Annotated in this window: 10 protein-coding genes and 4 pseudogenes; 7 read left to right on the top strand and 7 right to left on the bottom strand. The window is 56.5% G+C overall.

The window, feature by feature from the left end; translation table 11 throughout:
• Positions 1-10: 10 nt before the first annotated feature.
• Both EL098_RS22885 and EL098_RS22880 read right to left on the bottom strand, forming a co-directional pair.
• Positions 11-309: pseudogene (locus tag EL098_RS22885) on the bottom strand (HigA family addiction module antitoxin).
• Positions 309-561 (bottom strand): annotated as a pseudogene (locus EL098_RS22880) (type II toxin-antitoxin system RelE/ParE family toxin). The pseudogenes EL098_RS22885 and EL098_RS22880 overlap by 1 nt, the downstream one beginning before the upstream one ends.
• 293 nt (positions 562-854) lie before the next feature.
• Between EL098_RS22880 and EL098_RS22875 the strand changes: the two are divergent.
• The 5 genes and pseudogenes from EL098_RS22875 (at position 855) to ghrB (ending at position 6,061) form a co-directional block, all read left to right on the top strand.
• Positions 855-1,876, top strand: a pseudogene (locus EL098_RS22875) (LacI family DNA-binding transcriptional regulator).
• A gap of 113 nt (positions 1,877-1,989) precedes the next feature.
• The gene (locus EL098_RS22870; RefSeq protein ID WP_126358275.1) at positions 1,990-2,739 is read left to right on the top strand and encodes a sugar phosphate isomerase/epimerase family protein; all 750 of its coding nucleotides are present in this window, start codon (positions 1,990-1,992) and stop codon (positions 2,737-2,739) included.
• 2 nt (positions 2,740-2,741) lie between these two features.
• Positions 2,742-3,677: a sugar kinase gene (locus EL098_RS22865; RefSeq protein ID WP_126358274.1), complete on the top strand. Its 936-nt coding sequence runs from the start codon at positions 2,742-2,744 to the stop codon at positions 3,675-3,677.
• A 68-nt stretch (positions 3,678-3,745) separates the two neighbouring features.
• A pseudogene (locus tag EL098_RS22860) lies at positions 3,746-5,030 on the top strand (MFS transporter).
• A 56-nt stretch (positions 5,031-5,086) separates the two neighbouring features.
• On the top strand, positions 5,087-6,061 hold the full coding sequence (gene ghrB / locus EL098_RS22855) for a glyoxylate/hydroxypyruvate reductase GhrB (RefSeq protein ID WP_126358273.1): 975 nt from the start codon (positions 5,087-5,089) through the stop codon (positions 6,059-6,061).
• A 69-nt stretch (positions 6,062-6,130) separates the two neighbouring features.
• Here ghrB and EL098_RS22850 read toward each other — a convergent pair whose 3' ends face one another.
• Positions 6,131-6,841, bottom strand: coding sequence for a DUF3053 domain-containing protein (locus EL098_RS22850; protein ID WP_038483066.1), 711 nt, complete (start codon positions 6,839-6,841; stop codon positions 6,131-6,133).
• 390 nt (positions 6,842-7,231) lie between these two features.
• On the opposite strand from EL098_RS22850, the gene EL098_RS22845 reads away from it, so the two are divergent.
• Both EL098_RS22845 and EL098_RS22840 read left to right on the top strand, forming a co-directional pair.
• A complete protein-coding gene (locus EL098_RS22845; RefSeq protein WP_126358272.1) occupies positions 7,232-7,519 on the top strand; it encodes an HTH-type transcriptional regulator in 288 nt (95 codons plus the stop codon).
• 205 nt (positions 7,520-7,724) lie between these two features.
• A complete protein-coding gene (locus EL098_RS22840; protein WP_126358271.1) occupies positions 7,725-8,537 on the top strand; it encodes a DUF1460 domain-containing protein in 813 nt (270 codons plus the stop codon).
• A 97-nt stretch (positions 8,538-8,634) separates the two neighbouring features.
• On the opposite strand, the gene tcp is transcribed toward EL098_RS22840, so the two are convergent.
• From tcp to EL098_RS22820, 4 genes are all read right to left on the bottom strand, one after another.
• Complete coding sequence (gene tcp, locus EL098_RS22835; RefSeq protein ID WP_126358270.1) at positions 8,635-10,296, bottom strand: methyl-accepting chemotaxis citrate transducer; 1,662 nt, start codon at positions 10,294-10,296, stop codon at positions 8,635-8,637.
• Between the two features lie 170 nt (positions 10,297-10,466).
• Entirely contained in the window at positions 10,467-12,536 is a 2,070-nt protein-coding gene (gene glyS, locus EL098_RS22830; RefSeq protein WP_126358269.1) for a glycine--tRNA ligase subunit beta, read from the bottom strand.
• A gap of 9 nt (positions 12,537-12,545) precedes the next feature.
• Entirely contained in the window at positions 12,546-13,457 is a 912-nt protein-coding gene (glyQ, locus tag EL098_RS22825; RefSeq protein WP_039298895.1) for a glycine--tRNA ligase subunit alpha, read from the bottom strand.
• A 108-nt stretch (positions 13,458-13,565) separates the two neighbouring features.
• Positions 13,566-13,904: a YsaB family lipoprotein gene (locus EL098_RS22820; RefSeq protein WP_126358536.1), complete on the bottom strand. Its 339-nt coding sequence runs from the start codon at positions 13,902-13,904 to the stop codon at positions 13,566-13,568.
• Between the last annotated feature and the right edge of the window lie 126 nt (positions 13,905-14,030).

The raw sequence follows: 14,030 nt of genomic DNA, 5'->3' as shown, positions 1-14,030 counted from the left end.
TTTGCCTGAGCTAGACGCCTGTCCGGGCCAGGACCAGACGATGAAGGCGCGACGTGTCCACGGACTTCTCGGCCCTGAGCAAGACTAAAGGCGTTCTGAAGCTTCATCCAGACTTCAGGTGAACTCCCGATCAACGATAGAGAGCTTAACCGCCATTTCAGGCGTTAATGCCGCTTTGCCCGTCAGCAAGCGGCTGGCCGTTGAAGGAGCAATGTCCATGGCTCGAGCAAAGTCACGCAAACTTACGTTTAGCTCCTCAAGAGATTCCTGAATAATTAATCCCGGGTGGGGAGGATTTGCCATTTTCATCAGTGATAGTCCTCATAATCCAGTAGCCAGGCATCACCTTGCCAAAACTCGAAAGTTAATCGCCAGTTACCTGAAACATTAATTGCCCAAATGGACTCCCGCTCTCCCTGCAGGGCATGCAAACGATAGCCCGGTAAGTCGATGTCGCTAATCTTACTTGCAGCATCAATAACAGCCAGCCTCGCCCGTAGCCTGTTGATATGCTCAAAAACGCACTCCTCGGGTTTGACTTTTTATGAAGAGATCCCGCAGTCCTTTATGCCTGAAGCTTTTGAATCATCCTGATAGCGTTCCGTTAAGAGGAACATTACGATGCTGTTCCTTTATGCGCAACAAAAGAATGGCGCATCGGTGAAGGGTGAGCGGAAAGAATATGAGGAGACGAAGCAGCCAGAAAGTGGCCGTTGGCAAAGCAGGAATCCTTCTCGCAGAAACTCTGTTTAATTATTTCAGGCGTTCAACCAGCGCAGCATAATGCTCCGCAGTCGCCTTTCCCTCGCATAAAATATGTTACTCTCCGCAGGGTTACCCCTTTGGAGACGGCTATGAACGGCAAGGCAGCACGCCCTACGATAAGCGATGTCGCAAAAGCGGCAAAGACCGGGAAGACCAGCGTTTCCCGCTATCTTAACGGCGAGCAAAAACGCGCTGTCCGACGACCTCCGTGGCCGCATTGAGCGCGCCATTGCCGATCTCGATTACCGTCCCAGCCAGATGGCGCGAGGCCTGAAGCGAGGCCGCACCCGGCTTATCGGCCTGATCATTGCCGATATCACCAATCCCTACTCCGTCGATGTATTAAGCGGCATTGAAGCCGCCTGCCGCGAGAAAGGCTTTACGCCGCTGGTGTGTAATACCAACAACGAAGTCGATCAGGAGCTGCACTATCTCGACCTGCTGCGCAGCTATCAGGTTGAGGGGATCGTGGTCAATGCGGTAGGGATGCGCGAAGAGGGGCTAAACCGCCTGCAGCAGTCCGCGCTACCGATGGTGCTTATCGACCGCAAAATTCCGGATTTTGCCTGCGACGTGGTCGGGCTGGATAATACTCAGGCCGCTACCACCGCCACCGAACACCTCATTGAGCAGGGTTTCGAAGCTATTCTGTTCCTCCAGTGAACCTCTGGGCATGGTAAATACCCGTCGCGAGCGTTTGCGAGCATTTCGCAGCACGCTGGAGCGTTATCCCGGCGTTATTGCTGAAAATGCCGAAACACCGCTGCATGAGGCTGAGTTAATCGACAACACGCTGCGCCAGTTCCACACCCGCCACCGCGGAATGCGCAAAGCGGTGATCTCCGCCAACGGCGCGCTGACCCTGCAGGTTGCCCGCTCATTACGCCGCATCGGCCTGAACTGGGGAAGCGATATCGGCCTGCTGGGCTTTGACGAGCTGGAATGGGCGGAGCTTGCCGGCGTTGGCATTACCACTCTGAAACAGCCGACCTGGCAGATAGGCTATGCCGCGCTGGAGCAGGTGGTGAGGCGCATTGAAGGCGCCGTTGAAACCGTGCGCGAGCAGCACTTTTCCGGCGAGCTTATCGTGCGCGGCTCAACCTCCCGCTAAATCTTTTGTTCGTGATGTCGCTCATAAATTAGCAAGCATGGCCTTTTCTTTGGAACCGGTTCCATCTAGCGTAATAACATCGTTAGTTAGCTGTTATCGCCCTGGAGACCGCCATGCCGCGAAAAATTATCGTTGTCACCGCCGCCTACGGCCACGATCGCATTGCCGCCCTCGGCGGGCAGCAGGCATTGCTGCCCATCATTGCTGAAGCCGGTGCAGACGGCGTTGAGATCCGCCGCGAGCTGTTTAATGACGCGCAGTTAGATTTCCTGTCGACGATGGCAGGTGAAATCACGCAGCATGGTCTGGAAGCCTGCTACTCCGCGCCGGAGCCGCTTTTTACCGGCGGCGGTCAGCTGAACCCGCTTATTCCCTCGCTTCTACAGGAAGCCCACCAGCTGAATGCCCGCTGGCTCAAACTCTCTCTCGGAGAGTTCAACGACGCCCGAATGTTCCACACGCTGCAGAAGTGGTTAAGCGAAAGTCCCGTCGCGCTGGTGGTCGAAAACGACCAGACCGACAGCGGCAAGCTGGCCCCAATGCAGCGCTTCCAGGCCGCCTGCGGCGTTCATAAGCTGCCGGTCACGCTCACCTTCGACATGGCAAACTGGCTATGGGTGGATGACTCCCCGCAGCAGGCCGCGCGCGTGCTGGCCCCTTCCGTAAGCTATATCCATGTGAAAACGGCGGTCGCCCACCATAACCACTACCGCGCCGTTGCGCTGGATGACGCCAGTTCAGACTGGAAAGGGCTGCTCAATATGCTGCCGCCAGATGCCCCGCGCGGCATTGAGTTTCCGCTGGAAGGACGAGACCTGGTCGCGGTCACCCGTCATTACGTCAATTTGCTACGCGAGGAGTAACCATGAATAAGCTGGATGTCATCACGATAGGTGAGGCGATGGCGATGTTCGTCGCCAGAGAAACCGGCGATCTCGCCGCTGCCGAACATTTTGTGAAGCGCGCGGCTGGCGCTGAGCTCAATGTGGCTACAGGGCTTGCTCGTCTGGGCCTGAACGTAGGCTGGGTCAGCCGCGTGGGCAATGATTCCTTTGGCCGCTACGTGCTGCAGCAGCTGGCGAAGGAAAACATCGACGGCCGCGGCGTCACCGTAGATGAGCACTACCGCACCGGCTTTCAGCTCAAATCCAAAGTCGAAGATGGAACCGATCCCATCGTGGAATACTTCCGCAAAGGCTCCGCCGCCAGCCACCTGTCGGTGGCAGATTTCAATGACGAATACTTTCTCTCGGCGCGCCATCTGCACCTGAGCGGCGTAGCGGCAGCACTCTCAGAGACTTCTCTGGAGTTGCTGAACCACGCGGCAAAAACGATGAAACAGCAGGGCAAAACGATCTCCTTTGACCCGAATCTGCGCCCGGTGCTGTGGCGCAGCGAAGCCGAAATGGTAAAGCAGCTTAATCAGCTGGCTTTCCAGGCCGACTGGGTACTCCCCGGCGTGAAGGAAGGCATCGTGCTGACCGGGCAAAACACGCCGGAAGGGATCGCCGATTTTTATCTTGAACAGGGCGTGAAGGTCGTCGTGCTGAAAACTGGTGCGGACGGCGCCTGGTATAAAACCGCAGACGGCGAGAAAGGCGCGGTCGCGGCGGTAAAAGTAGACAACGTCGTGGATACCGTAGGCGCCGGAGACGGCTTTGCGGTCGGGGTGATAAGCGCCCTGCTGGAAGGGAAATCTTTGCATCAGGCCGTCAGCCGGGGCAACAAAATCGGCTCGCTGGCAATACAGGTCATCGGTGACAGCGAAGGGCTTCCGACCCGAAGCGCACTGGGCGAATAACGCCAAATCCATCGCTCTGTCCCCTACAAACAAAGCGATACGGTTAACCTCAAGATAGAGGCACTCTCATGAAAAACCAGACAATCGCGCCAAAGCGCTGGTGGTACATCATGCCTATCGTGTTTATCACGTATAGCCTGGCCTACCTCGACCGCGCCAATTTCAGCTTCGCCTCCGCGGCGGGGATCAATGACGACCTCGGCATCACCAAAGGTATTTCATCGTTGCTGGGCGCGCTGTTCTTCCTCGGCTACTTCTTCTTCCAAATCCCCGGGGCGATGTACGCCGAGCGCCGCAGCGTTCGCAAGCTTATCTTCGTCTGCCTGATCTTATGGGGCGGCTGCGCCTCGCTGACCGGCGTGGTGAGCAACATTCCCATGCTGGCCGCTATACGCTTTGTTCTGGGCGTGGTGGAAGCGGCGGTAATGCCGGCGATGCTGATTTACATCAGCAACTGGTTTACCCAATCCGAACGCTCCCGCGCCAACACTTTCCTGATCCTCGGTAACCCGGTCACCGTGCTGTGGATGTCGGTGGTCTCCGGCTACCTGATTCAGGCCTTCGGCTGGCGCGAGATGTTTATCTTCGAGGGGATCCCGGCGGTAATCTGGGCGTTTGCCTGGTGGGTGCTGGTAAAAGATAAACCTGCGCAGGTGGGCTGGCTGTCCGACGCTGAAAAGTCCGCCTTGCAGGCGCAGCTGCAGAAAGAGCAGGAGGGGATCAAAGCCGTTCGTAACTACGGTGAAGCCTTCCGGTCACGTAACGTGGTTATCCTGTGTATGCAGTATTTTGCCTGGAGCATCGGCGTATACGGTTTCGTGCTGTGGCTACCGTCGATTATCCGCAGCGCGGGTGCGGCAGGGATGGACATGGTAGAGGTCGGCTGGCTCTCTTCCGTGCCGTATCTTGCCGCGACCATCGCGATGATCGCCGTCTCCTGGGCGTCGGACAAAATGCAAAACCGTAAGCTTTTCGTCTGGCCGCTGCTGTTGATTGGCGCGCTGGCATTCCTCGGTTCGTGGCTGGTCGGCGCCAACCATTTCTGGGTCTCCTATACGCTGCTGGTGATTGCCGGTGCCGCCATGTACGCCCCCCTACGGCCCGTTTTTCGCCATTATCCCTGAGATGCTGCCGAGGAACGTTGCCGGCGGCGCGATGGCCCTGATTAACAGCATGGGGGCGCTGGGCTCCTTCATCGGCTCCTGGTTTGTGGGCTACCTGAACGGAGCCACGGGCAGCCCGGCGGCGTCCTATATCTTTATGGGGCTGGCGCTGCTCGCCTCGGTATGGCTTACTCTGATTGTTAAGCCTGCTAACCATCAACAAATACCGTCCGGCGCACATCACGCCTGACCTCGCGCCGGGCGCCTTGTCGCCCGGTTCGCGTTTAACCGAAAACGGAGAATCTCATGAAGCCGTCCGTCATCCTCTACAAGACGCTGCCTGAAAATCTGCTGTCCCGCCTTGAAAGCCACTTTACCGTGACTCAGCTTGACGATATCAGCCCGGAAACCGTGAAAGCGAACGCGGCGCTCTTTGCCGGCGCGGAAGGTATCCTGGGCTCCGGCGGCAAAGTCGACGGCGCGTTTCTGGCCAATACGCCAAAGCTGCGTGCAGCTTCTACCGTGTCTGTCGGCTACGACAACTTCAACGTGGACGCCCTTAACGAACGCGGCATTGTTCTGATGCATACCCCGACGGTGCTGACCGAAACCGTCGCCGACACCGCAATGGCCCTGATCCTGTCCAGCGCACGCCGCGTGGTGGAGGTCGCCGAGCGAGTGAAGGCTGGCGAATGGCAAAGCAGCATCGGCGCGGACTGGTTTGGCATAGACGTACACCATAAAACGCTCGGTATTCTGGGGATGGGGCGTATTGGCCTGGCGCTGGCGCAGCGCGCGCATTTCGGTTTCAGCATGCCGATTTTGTACAACGCACGCCGCCACCATAAAGAAGCTGAGGAGCGTTTTAACGCCCGCTACTGCGACCTGGACACTCTGCTGGCAGAGTCTGACTTCGTGTGTATTCTGCTGCCGCTAAGCGAAGAAACCCGCCACCTGATTGGCGCGAAGCAACTTGCGAAGATGAAGTCTTCAGCCATTCTGATCAACGTCGGGCGCGGCCCGGTGGTTGACGAGAAGGCGCTGATTCAGGCGCTGACAGAGGGGAAAATTCACGCCGCCGGGCTGGATGTCTTTGAGCAGGAGCCGCTGCCGCTGGATTCACCGCTGCTTGGTATGCCAAACGTTGTGGCCCTACCGCATATCGGCTCTGCCACCCATGAAACCCGCTACGGCATGGCGGAATGCGCGGTGGAGAACCTGATTACCGCGCTGACCGGCAAGGTGGAAGTGAACTGCGTGAACCCGCAGGTGCTGAAATAGTTCGGTTTCTCTGTCCATAAAAAAGGCGGAGTCGCCGTTAAGCGCTCCGCCTTTTCTTAGCGAATCAGCTTACTGCATGGCAGTCTGCGCCGCGCTCCAGGCCTGAGTAAACGCCTGATGCTGGGCAGACAGCGGGCCAATCAGCGAGTTGTACTGGCTTGCCTGCTGGGAAGTCGGGAACTGAATACCGCCGTTAGCAAAGCCCACCTGAGTCCCCTGCTGAGCGATAAAATCACCCACCTGCACCAGCTGCTGGGTCAGGGTCTGTGCTGCCGGGATCAGCGGAGCCATGGCGTTAGCCGGGCCAGTGACCACTTTCTGGTAAACCTGATAATAAACGGTTTTCAAATCGTCAGGCTGTTTCAGCGCCGCAAGCGCACCGTCGGCCTGCATTTTGGCATTCTGTACCTGCTGACCTAAAACGTTCAGCGAGCCGTTAGCCTGGCGCAGCGCGTCACGCTGGGTCATATAATCCTGCGGAGCGCGGATGCTGTTCACGCTATCCACCACCGGCTTCATGCCTTCGTCCATGGCCTGGCTAACCTGCTGGGAAAAACCGTACAGAATGGCGTAGTCGGAGACCAGCGGACCAAACTGTTTTTTCTGATCGGACGTCAGCGTTGGCAGGCGGTCGCCGCTACGCATAGCCGTATTTTGCAGAAAATCGATGAACGCCTTGCGCTGGTCGCCTTCTTTATCGAAGCACCCACTCAGGCTCACCACCATTAATAACGCCGCCAGCGGCGCAAACCAGCGAGACCAGGACTTACCTGTCGCCATCATTTCTACTCCTGTCACCAATGCACTATCTGGCAAATTGCCACCCAATATCGATGCTAAGAATAGTCCAACCGCCCTTCGCAAGATACCCTTTCGCAACAATCTCTCATGCTTCTCCCGTCCTGCAACGAAAAGGGAGAAAGGCCCGACAGGGCAAACCCGGCATTCGCTTGCTAAGGATTCGCATAACTATTTACACATTTATACTAACCCTCGCCACAGGAGCCTTTTCAAGCGCTTACTTCGACTGGACATTCAGCTGAAACGCATAAGCATTTTTTACAGCATGCTTATTCATGAACGTGATCCCACGCACGCTTTAAATCCAGCTACAGTTAATAGGCTTCTTTGCGTTCACGTTCTCGCTGTGTGATTTATGAGGAGTTGTCAATGGAATATAAAGATCCAATGATTGAGCTGCTTAGCAGTCTTGAGCAGATTGTTTTTAAAGATAATCAGGCCGTTAGCCTAAGTCAGAAACCAAATACCTTTTCAGAGTTTGAGCAGCTACGTATAAGCACCGGACTAAAAATCGATGATTTTGCTCAGGCGATGGGGGTTAGCGTCACGATGGTGCAGGAGTGGGAGTCAAGACGACTCAAGCCTTCAAACACCGAAATGAAATTGATGCGTCTGATTCAGGCCAACCCAGGCCTCAGTAAGCAGTTAATCAGTTAGAACCCGTTAGTTGGTTAGACAATAACCCCGCCAGAAGCGGGGTTTATCCTCCGACTCCAGCTCAATTCTGTGATATCAATCACACCCTTCGGCCTTCAGGCGCTTTTTTTTCAACCATTCGTCAATCAGTGCCGTTTTTTTGTACCCATCATCATCATCACCCTGAAAGATAAAAGCCGGTTTTTTATTTATCAGGAAGATAATAATGAAGGTAAACGTAGGGATAGTTTTACTTATATCGGCATGTTTGACCGGATGCGCAAAGCCCGGGTCAGCAAAATATCAGACCATCATGGACCGCGCGACGGCGGAGAAAGTCAGCCATATTATCCAGTCGGCGGTCATTCCCTCTGCCGGTGAAAAACAGGGGGAAATCATTAGTCGTGTGTCGTCTGCTTTTCTCGATACGCCATACCAGGCGAATACGCTCGTTGGCGGCCCGGGCGTTCCTGAAGCGCTTGTCGTCAATTTCAACGGCCTGGACTGCTTTACTCTCGCCGACTACATTGAGGCCCTGACCCACAGCCGTGACCAGAACTCTTTTCTGCAAAATCTGACGAGAGTTCGCTATGTCGAGGGGAAGGTTAGCTACCTTAGCCGTCGGCACTTCTTTACTGACTGGTTTGCCACAAAACCGATCAATGCCAGGGACGTCACGGCCGAAATCAGCCCTGACTATGCCACCGTTCTCAAACAGCTTAACCGCAAAACGGGCGGAGGTGAGTATATCCCCGGGCTGGGTATTCATCCCCGCAAAATAAATTATATTCCCGGAAAAGCGCTTAACGAGCAGGTTCTTAGCCGTCTTAATACCGGGGATTATGTTGGCGTTTACTCCCCGCTTGAAGGCCTGGACGTTTCACATGTGGGTATTGTGGTACGCCATAACGGGCAGGTATGGTTCAGAAATGCCTCTTCGTTGGCCGCCAACAGAAAAGTGGTGGATACCCCGTTTCTGGAATATATGAGCCCAAAACCCGGTATCGTTGTACTGCGGGCTGAGCGCCAGAATTTTTAGCGATATGCCCCGTTGGCGCCATCCATAAGCCAGCAGCACGTTTTTTGAAAGCCGCCGCGCAGGGCGGCTTAGTGAATCGATGGCCGTTACAAAGGGGTCAGAAGGTCTCCCAGTTGGCATCGCTTGCCGCCGCTGGCTGCGGTTTTAACGTCGCCAGCGGCGGATGAGCTTTCTCCTGCACGGGCGCTACCCGACGTCCTCCCGCCTGCTGAAGCTGGAACACGGCCACTGCCTGACGCAGCCCGCTCGCCTGATCCTCCAGCGCCGCCGCGGCAGAGGCAGACTCTTCCACCAGCGAGGCGTTCTGCTGGGTCACGCTGTCCATCTCGGACACTGCCTGCGCCACCTGCTCAATGCCTTTGCTCTGCTCTTCGGAAGCAGAAGCGATTTCCCCCATAATGTCGGTCACGCGGGTGACCGCCGAAACGATCTCTTTCATGGTTGAACCCGCCTCGCGCACCTGGCTGGAGCCCGTATCAATGCGCGAAACAGAGTTCTCAATCAGCACCTTAATCTCTTTCGCAGCCTGCGCGCTGCGGCTTGCCAGCGTTCTGACCTCCCCCGCAACAACCGCAAAGCCACGGCCTTGCTCACCCGCACGAGCCGCCTCTACGGCGGCATTAAGCGCCAGAATATTGGTCTGGAAGGCAATGCTGTCGATGACGCTGGTGATATCGACGATTTTGCCGGAGCTTTCGGCGATTTCGTTCATGGTGCTGACCACGCTGTCCACCACTCGCCCGCCTCTCTGCGCGGTTTCGGAGGCATTTTTTGCAAGGCCGGTCGCCTGGCGCGCGTTGTCGGTGTTCTGCTTCACGGTGGCGGTAAGCTGCTCCATGCTGGCCGCCGTCTCTTCCAGCGCCGCCGCCTGCTGCTCTGTACGGGAGGAAAGATCGCTGCTGCCGGCGGATATTTCGCTGGCGCCAGTATAGATAGAATCAGCATTGTCGCGCACCACGCTCACGGTCTTCGCCAGCGACTGCTGCATGGATTTAAGCCCGGCTGAAAGGCGGCTCATTTCGCTGCGCCCTTCGGCGTCAATGGTACGGGTTAAATCCCCGTCGGAGATAGCCTGGATATGGGCCATCACGGTTTTCAGCGGCCACAGCAGCACGCGCTGCAGGCCAAGCCAGATGGCGACCAGCGCGGCGATCACAATCAGAAAAATGGTGCCCAGCGTCCAGAGCATGCCGTGATAGCTGCTTTGGTTCTGCTCGCTGGCGGCCTTCAACAGGCGGGTATTCTGAGTCAGCCACTGGCCGTAAACGGCTTTGAAATCATCCTGCGCCTGCTGAGCATCAAGGTTGCCGTAGGCCTGGTAATTATCGGCCTTCAGGAACTGGATGGACTGCTCCATGACGTCGTGCATCTGCTTAAAGCTGGCGGCCGCTTTGTCGTCGAGGGCCTTATCCTGGCCCGGCACATCTTCGGAGTCCATATAGCTGGAGAACTGTTTTTGCGCCTCGGCCAGCAGCGCGCCGGCATTCGCCAGCAGCTTATTCATGGCCTCCAGCGAAGCGGGATCGCGCTGGTTTTTCAGCACCCGAATCGCGACGCGGTTGATGGTCACGCGGGTTTCCACCAGCGTCTGAAAACTGCCGCCAAGCTGCTGCTGCTGGTAGTTAAGCAGGCCGGTATTCTGGAAGTTAAGACGATCGCTGCTGACGGAAGAGTAGAACAGTGCCCCGGTCACCAGCAATAACACGCTGAAGATCCCGAGCGTAGCCACGATGCCGGTAATAACTTTGATATTTTTCATAGCGCCGAACGCTCCTGAGGTAATGACCAATAGAAGATATATCGGTTCGTCGCAGATTTACCTTACCGCCTCAGGCGCAACTTTTTGTTAATCCCTTGATTTTTGAAAGTAAAAAAATCAATAAAAAACCCGCCGAAGCGGGTTTCTGATAGCGACGGACTTTTAAGCGATTACTGCAGCAGGGAGATGTCCGCCACCTGCAGGAACAGCTCGCGCAGCCTGGTCAGCAGCGTCAGGCGGTTGATGCGCAGATCTTTATCTTCCGCGTTCACCATCACCTTGTCGAAGAAGGCATCTACCGGCTCGCGCAGGTTAGCCAGCTCTTCCAGGGCCTCCTGATAACGACCTTCGGCGAAGTAAGGCTGCAGCTTATCGCGCAGCACAACCACGCTGGTCGCCAGACGAATTTCTTCGGCTTCTTTCAGCACGGAAGCACGCACGGTGTCGTTCAGCACTTCGTCCGACTTGGCAAGGATGTTGGAAACACGCTTGTTAGCCGCCGCCAGAGAGGCCGCCGCTTCCAGAGTACGGAAGTGGGAGACCGCCTTCATACGGGCGTCGAAGTCTGCCGGTTTGGTAGGACGACGCGCCAGTACCGCCTGGATGGTGTCAACCGCGTGGCCTTCTTCCTGATACCAGGTGCGGAAGCGACCCAGCATAAAGTCGATAACCTCATCCACCACGTTGGTATTGGTCAGCTTGCTGCCGTAGAGGCGAACCGCTTCTTCTGTCAGGGTCTGCAGATCCAGCGGCAGGTTTTTCTCGACGATAATACGCAGCACGCCCAGCGCGGCACGGCGCAGCGCGAACGGGTCTTTATCGCCTTTTGGATGCTGGCCGATGCCGAAGATGCCGGCGAGGGTATCCATCTTGTCGGCAATCGCTACCGCACAGGCCACCAGGTTAGACGGCAGGGCATCGCCCGCAAAGCGCGGCTGATACTGTTCGTTCAGCGCAACCGCTACGTCTTCCGCTTCGCCATCGTGACGCGCGTAGTGCATGCCCATCACGCCCTGGGTGTCGGTAAACTCGAACACCATGTTGGTCATCAGGTCGCATTTGGACAGCAGGCCCGCGCGAGTCGCGTGGTTCACATCGGCGCCAATCTGGCCAGCGATCCAGCCGGAAAGCGCTTCGATGCGGTTAGTTTTGTCGCGCAGCGTACCCAGCTCTTTCTGGAACAGGACGGTTTCCAGACGCGGCAGGTTGTCTTCCAGACGCTTTTTACGGTCGGTGTTGAAGAAGAACTCGGCATCCGCCAGACGCGGGCGAACCACCTTCTCGTTACCGGAGATGATCTGCACCGGGTCTTTGGACTCGATGTTTGCCACAAAGATAAAGTTCGGCAGCAGTTTGCCGTCGGTAGCGTAGACCGGGAAGTACTTCTGGTCACCCTTCATGGTGTAAACCAGCGCTTCGGCAGGCACGGCCAGGAATTTCTCTTCGAACTTCGCAGTCAGCACCACCGGCCATTCCACCAGCGAGGTCACTTCTTCCAGCAGGCTTTCACTCAGGTCAGCCTGACCGCCAATTTTACGGGCGGCTTCTTCGGCATCACGTTTGATGACGGCTTTACGCGCTTCGTAATCGGCAATGACCTTCCCGCGCTCCTGCAGGACTTGAGGATACTGGTCAGCATTGTCGAGGGTGAACTCCGGCTCGCCCATAAAGCGATGGCCGCGAATGACGCGGTCGGACTGAATACCCAGGATGGTGGCAGGCACCAGTTCGTCACCCAGCAGCAGCGTCACGGTATGAATCGGACGTACGAACTGGATATCGGACGCGCCCCAGCGCATCAGCTTAGGAATCGGCAGCTTCGCCAGCGAGGTGGCGATCATGTTCGGCAGCAGAGCCTGCACGCTTTCGCCCTTCACGTGGGCGCGGTACATCAGCCATTCGCCTTTGTCGGTCGCCAGGCGCTCGGCCTGGTCAACGGTAATTCCGCAGCCACGAGCCCAGCCTTCGGCGGCTTTGCTTGGTTTGCCTTCGGCATCAAACGCCGCAGACACCGCAGGGCCACGCTTTTCGACTTCACGATCCGGCTGAGAAGCCGCCAGATTTGCGATTTTCAGCGCCAGGCGACGCGGAGCCGCAAACCATTTTACTTCGCCGTGGGCGATATTCGCCGCATCCAGCTCGGCGGTAACGTTGGCAGCGAAGGACTCAGCCAGGCTGCGCAGGGCTTTTGGTGGCAGCTCTTCAGTGCCGATCTCCACCAGAAAAGTTTTTTCAGACATGGCGGCCTCTTAGTTTTTCTTATTGCACATCGGGAAGCCAAGCGCTTCACGAGAAGCGTAGTAGGCTTCGGCCACGGCTTTGGTCAGGGTGCGAATGCGCAGAATGTAGCGCTGGCGCTCGGTCACGGAAATGGCCTTGCGCGCATCCAGCAGGTTAAAGCTGTGAGCGGCTTTCAGAATACGTTCGTAGGCCGGCAGCGGCAGCGGAGTTTCCAGCGCCAGCAGCTGCTGGGCTTCTTTCTCGTACTGCTCAAAGCAGGTGAACAGGAAGTCCACGTCAGCGTATTCGAAGTTATAGGTGGACTGCTCCACTTCGTTCTGGTGGAACACGTCGCCGTAGGTGGTTTTACCCAGCGGGCCGTCGCTCCACACGAGGTCGTAAACGCTGTCTACGCCCTGAATGTACATAGCAAGACGCTCTAAACCGTAGGTGATTTCGCCGGTCACCGGCTTACACTCCAGGCCACCGACCTGCTGGAAGTAGGTGAACTGCGTCACTTCCATGCCGTTGAGCCAGACTTCCCAGCCCAGGCCCCATGCGCCAAGCGTTGGGTTTTCCCAGTTATCTTCCACGAAGCGAATGTCATGGATCTCCGGATCCATACCCAGCTCTTTCAGCGACCCGAGGTACAGCTCCTGAATGTTGTCCGGAGAAGGCTTAATCACCACCTGGAACTGATAGTAGTGCTGTAAACGGTTCGGGTTTTCGCCATAGCGGCCATCGGTAGGACGGCGGGACGGCTGCACATAAGCGGTGGCCATTGGCTCCGGCCCTAAGGCACGCAGACAGGTCATCGGGTGAGAGGTGCCTGCGCCCACTTCCATGTCCAAAGGTTGAACAATGGTGCAGCCCTGGCGAGCCCAGTAGTCCTGTAAAGTCAGGATCAGGCCTTGAAAGGTCTTGGTATCAAACTTTTGCATGTTGAATTCGCACGCGTTCGGTGGATTTAAGAGAAGCGGCCAGTATATACGCAAACGCGGTCGAGTTGTATCAACACGGCAACGGAACGGCCGTGAGGGAAAAAGGCGTCAGGTTGTTGCCCGTTGGTTGAGGTTTTCGCGGCTGGAAAGGTGTGAAAATTGACCACTTTCGTCAAACGAGCAGGTGAAACCCTCTTTGCGGGTGGTGCTGCCCATCATTTCATAGCTTGCCTGGTACTGTTTAAATTCTGACAGATTGATGCGCTGCGGCTGAGTGTTATAGCGGTATGCCGCCTGATTTTTACAGGCCAGCTCCATCGCCGCGGTGTGAACAATCGGGCGACTCGCCTTCGCAGACTGACTTTCCTGCTGGGGCGCACTGCAGGCGCTAAGCATTAGCGCTAAAAAAGCGGTTAAGAGGAGTCTATTTTTTCTTTCTGCCATCATCATTCTCTGCCAGTACGTTAAACTCGGTTTCTTATATCTACTCCTCGTGAATTCGGCATTTTGCGAAGCCGCCGCGGGGATAGCAAGATGCGCGGAGCAAACTCAGAAATATCCGTGCACGGTTAC

The organism is Cedecea lapagei (genome assembly GCF_900635955.1).
In the GTDB taxonomy this organism is placed as follows: Bacteria; Pseudomonadota; Gammaproteobacteria; order Enterobacterales; family Enterobacteriaceae; genus Cedecea; species Cedecea lapagei.
The sequence above is the reverse complement of the archived record's forward strand: the minus strand, read 5'-3'. Positions and strand labels throughout refer to the sequence as shown.

Excerpts from the sequence above, each read along its gene's own strand:
- EL098_RS22845 (WP_126358272.1), top strand. The coding sequence starts at position 7,232 with ATGGAATATAAAGATCCAATGATTGAGCTGCTTAGCAGTCTTGAGCAG.
- EL098_RS22840 (WP_126358271.1), top strand. The coding sequence starts at position 7,725 with ATGAAGGTAAACGTAGGGATAGTTTTACTTATATCGGCATGTTTGACC.
- glyQ (WP_039298895.1), bottom strand. The coding sequence starts at position 13,457 with ATGCAAAAGTTTGATACCAAGACCTTTCAAGGCCTGATCCTGACTTTA.
- ghrB (WP_126358273.1), top strand. The coding sequence starts at position 5,087 with ATGAAGCCGTCCGTCATCCTCTACAAGACGCTGCCTGAAAATCTGCTG.
- EL098_RS22865 (WP_126358274.1), top strand. The coding sequence starts at position 2,742 with ATGAATAAGCTGGATGTCATCACGATAGGTGAGGCGATGGCGATGTTC.
- EL098_RS22850 (WP_038483066.1), bottom strand. The coding sequence starts at position 6,841 with ATGGCGACAGGTAAGTCCTGGTCTCGCTGGTTTGCGCCGCTGGCGGCG.
- EL098_RS22820 (WP_126358536.1), bottom strand. The coding sequence starts at position 13,904 with ATGATGGCAGAAAGAAAAAATAGACTCCTCTTAACCGCTTTTTTAGCG.
- tcp (WP_126358270.1), bottom strand. The coding sequence starts at position 10,296 with ATGAAAAATATCAAAGTTATTACCGGCATCGTGGCTACGCTCGGGATC.
- EL098_RS22870 (WP_126358275.1), top strand. The coding sequence starts at position 1,990 with ATGCCGCGAAAAATTATCGTTGTCACCGCCGCCTACGGCCACGATCGC.
- glyS (WP_126358269.1), bottom strand. The coding sequence starts at position 12,536 with ATGTCTGAAAAAACTTTTCTGGTGGAGATCGGCACTGAAGAGCTGCCA.